Origin of the sequence: Pontibacterium sp. (assembly GCF_041587635.1) — a bacterium.
Lineage (GTDB): Bacteria > Pseudomonadota > Gammaproteobacteria > Pseudomonadales > Balneatricaceae > Pontibacterium.
On record NZ_JBFGYC010000204.1, the window covers coordinates 1 to 6,408 of the forward strand.

Consider the following 6,408-nt stretch of genomic DNA (forward strand, 5'->3'; position numbering starts at 1 on the left):
AATGAGTTGGTTTGGTGATGAGAATGTTGTTAATTTGGATGATAGATAGTGCTTGCTAAGCTTTCATTTAACAAGTCAAAGCACTCGGACGTAGCAAGCTGCGCCGGTGTTTGAGGTTTTATGTTTTTCTAAAGGCCGCTGTGTGAGGAAGCTCCTATTTATATTCTGGGTAATTGTGAGTCCGATGGTAGAAGCAGAGTTATTCGTTTCAAATCAAAGTGACATCAGCCAGCGGTGGGCTATCGTCGAGGAAACCGGTGAGGCCACCTATCTGTATTTGACAGAACCAGGCAGCATGAAACCAACTTCTGATGCCTTTCTATTTTCAAAGGTTATCCTTGAATCAGGAGCAGAAGTTCAAAGCATCGCAGAGTCTGGCATGCCTCCTCCAATCCTTCGCAAGTACGCAACTTCTCAAGCCCAAAGAAAGTCTACTAACGAGGCTCAAATCAGCTTCAAGTGGTCTGCCAGTGGCGAAGCCGTCGCAGTTCTTCTTGAAGACGAGCCCTTTGCCGCTATTGCAGGTGGGGTCAGCTATTCGAAGGCCGTGGCTGCTGAAGGCCCTTGGGGTGTACCTTGGAGTGAGTCAGCTTTAAATGAGTTTTAAAAAACATAACAAATACGTCAAGGGTCGCCCGCTTCGCAGGCTGGGAACTCCGTCTGCTGCGCAGCCGTCGTGCCCTTACATAGGGCGTTATTTTCTCTAGTTACCCACGATTAATAGACACCTTCTATAGTTAGGTTTATCCCTAGCGTGGAGGTGTACGATGGCTAAAAAGAGAAAAGGAACGAAGAAAGAACGGGAAGCGAGAAAGAAATTACTCTCTGAGCCTTGGTGGAAACTACTAGATATCAAGTTTTTGATCTCGATTATTACTGTACTGTTGTTGATAATTGGGTTCGTTGCAGCAAATTAGTTGGTATCTTCGAGCATTAAAATATTGAATCAAATTGAGGTTTAAGAATATAACAAGGCCAAGCATGGAGACTTCCCTCAATAAAGTAGACGCCTCTTTTGCGCTTGAGGGTAAAGATCGCACGATGTGGGTCATTATGGGAGTGGGTAAGGTTATCGCCTAACCAAGGCGGAGATACTGGGTAGTTACAGAGGTTGGGGTGTCTTCTTTAGGTTCGTTTTCCCAGTTTGGTTTGAGTCACTTCAGTCCTTCAATCACTTCAGCCACCACGCTATTCGATAAGTGTTTCACGAAGGATCGAGCTGGCGGCGCTCAACAGCGGGTTCTCTGCCCGACCTGCAAGGTATGCGAATAACACCTGAACGGTTTGCTGGGCTTCGCTGATAATTTCAATTTCACCGCACTGTTCTGCTTCCTGTGCTGTCTCTGCATGCAGAAGGCCTATACCCACGCCGCCGGCGATCAAGGTGCGGGTCACACTTTCCCGATCAATGCTGATCATCCGTTTGGGTCTTATCTGATGTTGCTTGAACAACGCTTCAGCTGCTTGTCCGCAGCACGCATTCGCGGTTGGTCCTATCCACGGCAGTTCCGCAAGGGCTTGCCAGTCCAAAGGGGTTGAGGTGGTAACCAGTCCGGGCGGTGCTGCGAGGTAGATACCAAACTGATTGATTTCCAAGGTGGCAAGTTCCGGCCCAGGTGTGCCTGCCTCGTTATAAAAACCTGCGTCCAGATGACCGTTGCGGATACCCTGGAGTATTTCAAGGGAGGTGCCGTGTTGGAGTTCAACATCGACCTCGGGATAACGTTCAGATAACACGGTCAGCAGATGACCCAGCGCATCCGAACGGGTACTGCCACCCGCGCCCAGACGCAGTTTTCCGGTTAGACGTCCTTTGATGCGGGAGGCTTCTTCAAGCAGTTCCCGATGGGCATTCAGTGTCTGTTCCGCTTTGGTCAGTAGTCGTTGACCCTCTGGGGTTAAACTCATCCCGCGTGGTGTGCGTTCAAACAGTGGGATGCCCAGTGTCTCTTCCATCGCTTTAATATGCGCACTGACGGCGGGTTGGCTCAAGCAAAGCTGATCGGAGGCATTGGTGATACTGCCCTCACGCGCCACGGCTACGAACGTTTTGAGCTGATGAATTTCCATTCGATGATCCTGTTTTAGGGGCGTAAGGGCTGATCTTAAGAGTTTAAAGCATACCCAATATCTGCCACCACAGGAGATCTAAGGGCGTCAGTAGCACTACGCTTATGGCGAACATGATAAGGCAGAGCTTGGTCACGGCTTTGATCGGTAACTGACCGAGTTGTATTGCGGTAATCAGTGGTGGGGCCTGATAGGGCAGAAACACATTGGAAAATGCCAGTACCTGCGTCATCAACACGGTGGTCAGGGGCAAACCTGTCAGACTGGTCAGATCACTAGCAATCGGTGTGAGGATCGCCGGTACACCGGGTAGGTTGGTGACGATCGCGACCAGTGTGGAGATGGCTGTTAGGACAACAATATTCCAAAGTGGTTGATCAGCTGAAAACCCGGCCTGTTCGTTCAGGTTTTGCAGCAAGGATTCCCCCAGACCGCTCGCGGAGATGACCGCGCCTAACCCCATGATGCCTGCGACAAAGAGCAGTGGGGCGTACTTAATATCCTCATTCAGGCAGTTTTTAGACGTAAGCCTGGATGAAGGCCACAAGCAATAGAGTGCGGCGGCCAAACCAATCCATCCCGGAGAGATGTTGTGAATACCGTCAGTGAACCAGAGGATGAGGCACAGTCCCAATACGGCACTTAAGCGGCACTCTTCTGAGGTCATTGGATTGCGGGTATCGGCTTGAGACGGTGTGTTTTGTGTAGGGGCGCGATCAGGGAATATCCACAGAATGACGCACACCAGCAGTGCCGCTTTGAGCGCACCCAATACGGGGAAGTGCAGCAGAAGATAATCCCAATACGCGAGATCGTGGCCATATAGGTTTTCCGCCATCCCGGCCAGAATCATATTGGGCGCATTGGACGGAAGGATTGCGAATGCAGGCAGACAGGTACCAAACGCCGCCGCAGTTAACATGCCGATCCGACCGTTGGAACCCGCAGGGTATCCGCTATGATCTGCCAGCGCGATGATGATGGGCATCAGTAACACGATACGTCCCATTGCGGACGGCATCACAAATGCCAGCGCGAGGCCAAAGACTAGAATGCCTGAAATGATACTGGAATAACGTGTGCCGATCATTCTTGAGAGTAGGGCTGCGGCACGCCGTCCTAGTCCTGTGAAGTTGATGGCTGCACCCAGAATCAGTCCGCTAAACAGTAGCCAGAATGTTGATGACTGAAAACCCGAAAATACAGTTGCAGCGGGTGCAATCTCGAAGACCATCGCCACCGTAAAGAAGGCGAGTGCGGGCCAGTATTCGGGGACTGCAGCCGTTGCCCATAAGCCGATACAGAAGACGGTCAGCGCTGAAGCTACAGCCATCTGAAGTGGCAAAAAATCAGCGGCGATGAACCCGGTAATAATGGCTGCGGTGATAACTGCGATGACCTGCTGTGAGCGTCGAGATAATCGTGATGAGGGAGCTGTCATCGATGCGGATAGGCCGGTGTGCCGCTCTGCATCCGTTGATACCGGTTGCGATTGGAGTCTATGTTCGCTCATGAAAAAACGTTGCCTCGCGTGTATGCTGTGTCATAAGGCGACAGTACATCCACGAGTGGCGGGCAATCCAATCGTTTATCCTGAGGTGTGGCCTCAGTAAACCGGAAGGGGTGTCTTGCGCCACAGGTTACGCCTCTTCATCAGCGCCGTTCTTCAAGGAAACGATAGGTACTTTTTTATGGAAAATAGACAGTACACCATCAGGACAATGCAGCCGCAGGACGTGACTATGGCGGTCGAGTGGGCGGCGGCGGAAGGCTGGAATCCCGGTTTACATGATGCCGAGTGCTATCGTAAGGCTGATCCAAGCGGTTTTCTGGTGGGCCTGTTGGATGATGAACCCATTGCCGTGATCTCCGTGATCAAATACAACGCAGCGTTTGGTTTTTTGGGCTTTTATATCGTGAAGCCAGAATACCGCGGCAAAGGCTATGGGATTCAGATCTGGAACGCCGGACTGGAATACCTGAAGGGTACGAATATTGGGTTGGATGGCGTTGTCGAGCAGCAGGATAACTACAAGCAATCAGGTTTTAAGCTCGCCTATCGTAATATCCGTTACGAAGGCCGGGGCGGCGGTGTTGCGCCAGACAATAGCGGGATTGTTGCGCTATCGACCCTGCCGTTTGAGGTGGTGGAGTCCTATGATCGTCCTTTCCTTCCAGCTGACCGTGCTCAGTTTATCCAAGCCTGGATCAGCCAGCCTGATTGTCATGCACTGGGTGTGATGCAGGACGGCGAATTGGCCGGTTATGGTGTCATTCGTCAGTGCCGGTCCGGGTACAAAATTGCACCCCTGTATGCCGACACGCCTGCATTGGCCGAGCAGCTATTTATCGCATTGAAATCTCATGTGAGCGCGTCTGATCTGATCTATCTGGATACGCCAGAACGGAATCAGGCGGCTGTTTCACTGGCAGAACGGCACAATATGACGCTGTCGTTTGAGACCGCCCGTATGTATACGCAGGCGATGCCACCATTGCCGGTTGAGCGGTTGTTTGGTGTGGCGTCCTTTGAAATTGGATAAGCCCGTCTATTCTGCTGTGATAGCGCATACCTATAAGCTCTATAAGGATAATAGATTTCAATAGTTAAAGTGCCGCGCCTAAGCTTGAGATACAGGGTGAGTGATCCTCTCTGCTCACCGCATCCAACGTGTATCTGGAGCAATCAACATGAGCAAGCAGACTTTGACCACCGCGACGGGTTCTCCGGTCGCGGATGATGACAACAGCATCAGTGTTGGAGAGCGCGGTTCTCTGACGTTTGATAACCACTATACCTTCGAAAAGCTGGCGCACTTTAACCGCGAGCGTATCCCCGAACGGGTTGTTCATGCGCGGGGTACCGGTGCCTATGGCCAGTTCACCGTATCCCGATCACTGACGGACTACACCATCGCCAGTTTCCTGCAGGAGGTTGGTCAGAGCACAGAGGTGTTTGTTCGATTCTCTACGGTGGGCGGCGGGCAGGATTCCAGCGACTACGCCCGAGATCCGCGTGGTTTTGCGATCAAGTTTTATACCGATCAGGGTAACTACGATATGGTGGGCAATAACACGCCGGTCTTTTTCCTGCGTGATGCCATCAAGTTTCCCGATTTTATCCACTCTCAGAAGAAGAACCCCCGTACGAATCTGCCCGATCCGGCGGCGATGTTTGAGTTCTGGGCGAACCATCCACAGTCACTGCATCAGATGACAATCCTGATGTCTGATCGGGGTATCCCTGCGTCCTATCGTCATATGCACGGTTTCAGCTCCCATACCTTCAGTTTCTGGAACAGCAAAGGTGAGCGGGTCTGGTTCAAGTGGCACTTCAAATCCAATCAGGGCATTCAGACGCTGACCAATGAACAAGCTGCTGTCACCTCGCCTATCGGTGCACAGCAGGATCTGGTGGAAGCGATTGATGCGGGTGATTACCCAAGCTGGACGGCCAAAGTGCAGATGATGACCGAAGCCGAGGCGAAGACCTATGCGATCAATCCGTTTGATCTGACCAAAGTATGGCCGCATGCGGATTTCCCATTGATCGAGGTGGGGCAGCTGGAGCTGAACCGCAATGTGGAAAACTACTTTGCTGAAACCGAGCAGGCGTGTTTTGCGCCGAGTAATCTGGTGCCGGGGATTGGTGCCTCGCCGGACAAAATGTTGCAGGGCCGACTGCTGGCGTATCAGGATGCGCATCGCTATCGGGTGGGCGCGAACGCCAACCAGCTGCCAGTGAATGCGGCGAAATGTCCGGTGAATCACTATCAGCGTGATGGGGCGATGGCAGGTATGTGTCCTGCGCATGGCGCGGCTGCGGTGCAGACCTCACGGGTGAACTACTATCCGAATGATCAGATCAACGATGGTGCGCCGGTGCCTGATCCTGCGGTAGCGGAACCGCCGATGCCGGTACTGGAAAGTGCATGGGTTGCACGCCATGGACTGGCCGATGACGAAGACCACTACACACAGGCCGGTGATCTGTTCCGCTTAATGAATGATTCACAAAAAGATCAGCTGACGACCACCATTGCGGGTGGCTTGATCCATGCGTCTGAATCAGCTCAGCAGCGGATGCTGGCACAATTTGCCAAGGCAGACTCTGATTATGCCGCGCGTATCGTTTCAGCGATGGAATCGATGCGTTAATACAGTCTTTAATAACACATCCGGTGCCTCCACAGAGCAAGGTAATCATACTGTGCTTTGTGTCGGTAACCGGTTTCACAACTATTTTTTCCAAAACGGTTTGTTGCTTTCTGCTAAAGCGTCGACACGACTAATACCGATGTCTTTGAGCTGGTGGTGATCCAGTTTAACCAGCTCACG

The 6,408-nt window shown here is 52.0% G+C and carries 6 protein-coding genes; 3 read left to right on the forward strand and 3 right to left on the reverse strand.

What is annotated here, in order from left to right:
• The first annotated feature begins 184 nt into the window (after positions 1 to 184).
• Positions 185 to 607: a hypothetical protein gene (locus tag ABYW01_RS11240; RefSeq protein ID WP_372832752.1), complete on the forward strand. Its 423-nt coding sequence runs from the start codon at positions 185 to 187 to the stop codon at positions 605 to 607.
• Between the two features lie 581 nt (positions 608 to 1,188).
• On the opposite strand, the gene ABYW01_RS11245 is transcribed toward ABYW01_RS11240, so the two are convergent.
• Positions 1,189 to 2,070 (reverse strand): LysR family transcriptional regulator, encoded by an 882-nt coding sequence (locus tag ABYW01_RS11245; protein WP_372832754.1) that lies wholly within the window; start codon positions 2,068 to 2,070, stop codon positions 1,189 to 1,191.
• A 43-nt stretch (positions 2,071 to 2,113) separates the two neighbouring features.
• Complete coding sequence (locus ABYW01_RS11250; RefSeq protein WP_372832756.1) at positions 2,114 to 3,583, reverse strand: SLC13 family permease; 1,470 nt, start codon at positions 3,581 to 3,583, stop codon at positions 2,114 to 2,116.
• 178 nt (positions 3,584 to 3,761) lie between these two features.
• On the opposite strand from ABYW01_RS11250, the gene ABYW01_RS11255 reads away from it, so the two are divergent.
• Both ABYW01_RS11255 and ABYW01_RS11260 read left to right on the forward strand, forming a co-directional pair.
• Positions 3,762 to 4,613 carry a GNAT family N-acetyltransferase gene (locus ABYW01_RS11255; RefSeq protein WP_372832757.1) on the forward strand — a complete coding sequence of 284 codons (852 nt, stop codon included), beginning with the start codon at positions 3,762 to 3,764 and terminating at the stop codon, positions 4,611 to 4,613.
• 148 nt (positions 4,614 to 4,761) lie between these two features.
• On the forward strand, positions 4,762 to 6,228 hold the full coding sequence (locus ABYW01_RS11260) for a catalase (RefSeq protein ID WP_372832759.1): 1,467 nt from the start codon (positions 4,762 to 4,764) through the stop codon (positions 6,226 to 6,228).
• An 81-nt stretch (positions 6,229 to 6,309) separates the two neighbouring features.
• On the opposite strand, the gene ABYW01_RS11265 is transcribed toward ABYW01_RS11260, so the two are convergent.
• Positions 6,310 to 6,408 (reverse strand): DUF1127 domain-containing protein (locus ABYW01_RS11265; protein ID WP_372832760.1); only part of this gene is annotated, 99 nt, incomplete at its 5' end.

What these genes read in the sequence shown, in the direction of transcription:
- ABYW01_RS11240 (WP_372832752.1), top strand. Translation starts at nt 185, where the DNA reads ATGGTAGAAGCAGAGTTATTCGTTTCAAATCAAAGTGACATCAGCCAG.
- ABYW01_RS11245 (WP_372832754.1), bottom strand. Translation starts at nt 2,070, where the DNA reads ATGGAAATTCATCAGCTCAAAACGTTCGTAGCCGTGGCGCGTGAGGGC.
- ABYW01_RS11250 (WP_372832756.1), bottom strand. Translation starts at nt 3,583, where the DNA reads ATGAGCGAACATAGACTCCAATCGCAACCGGTATCAACGGATGCAGAG.
- ABYW01_RS11255 (WP_372832757.1), top strand. Translation starts at nt 3,762, where the DNA reads ATGGAAAATAGACAGTACACCATCAGGACAATGCAGCCGCAGGACGTG.
- ABYW01_RS11260 (WP_372832759.1), top strand. Translation starts at nt 4,762, where the DNA reads ATGAGCAAGCAGACTTTGACCACCGCGACGGGTTCTCCGGTCGCGGAT.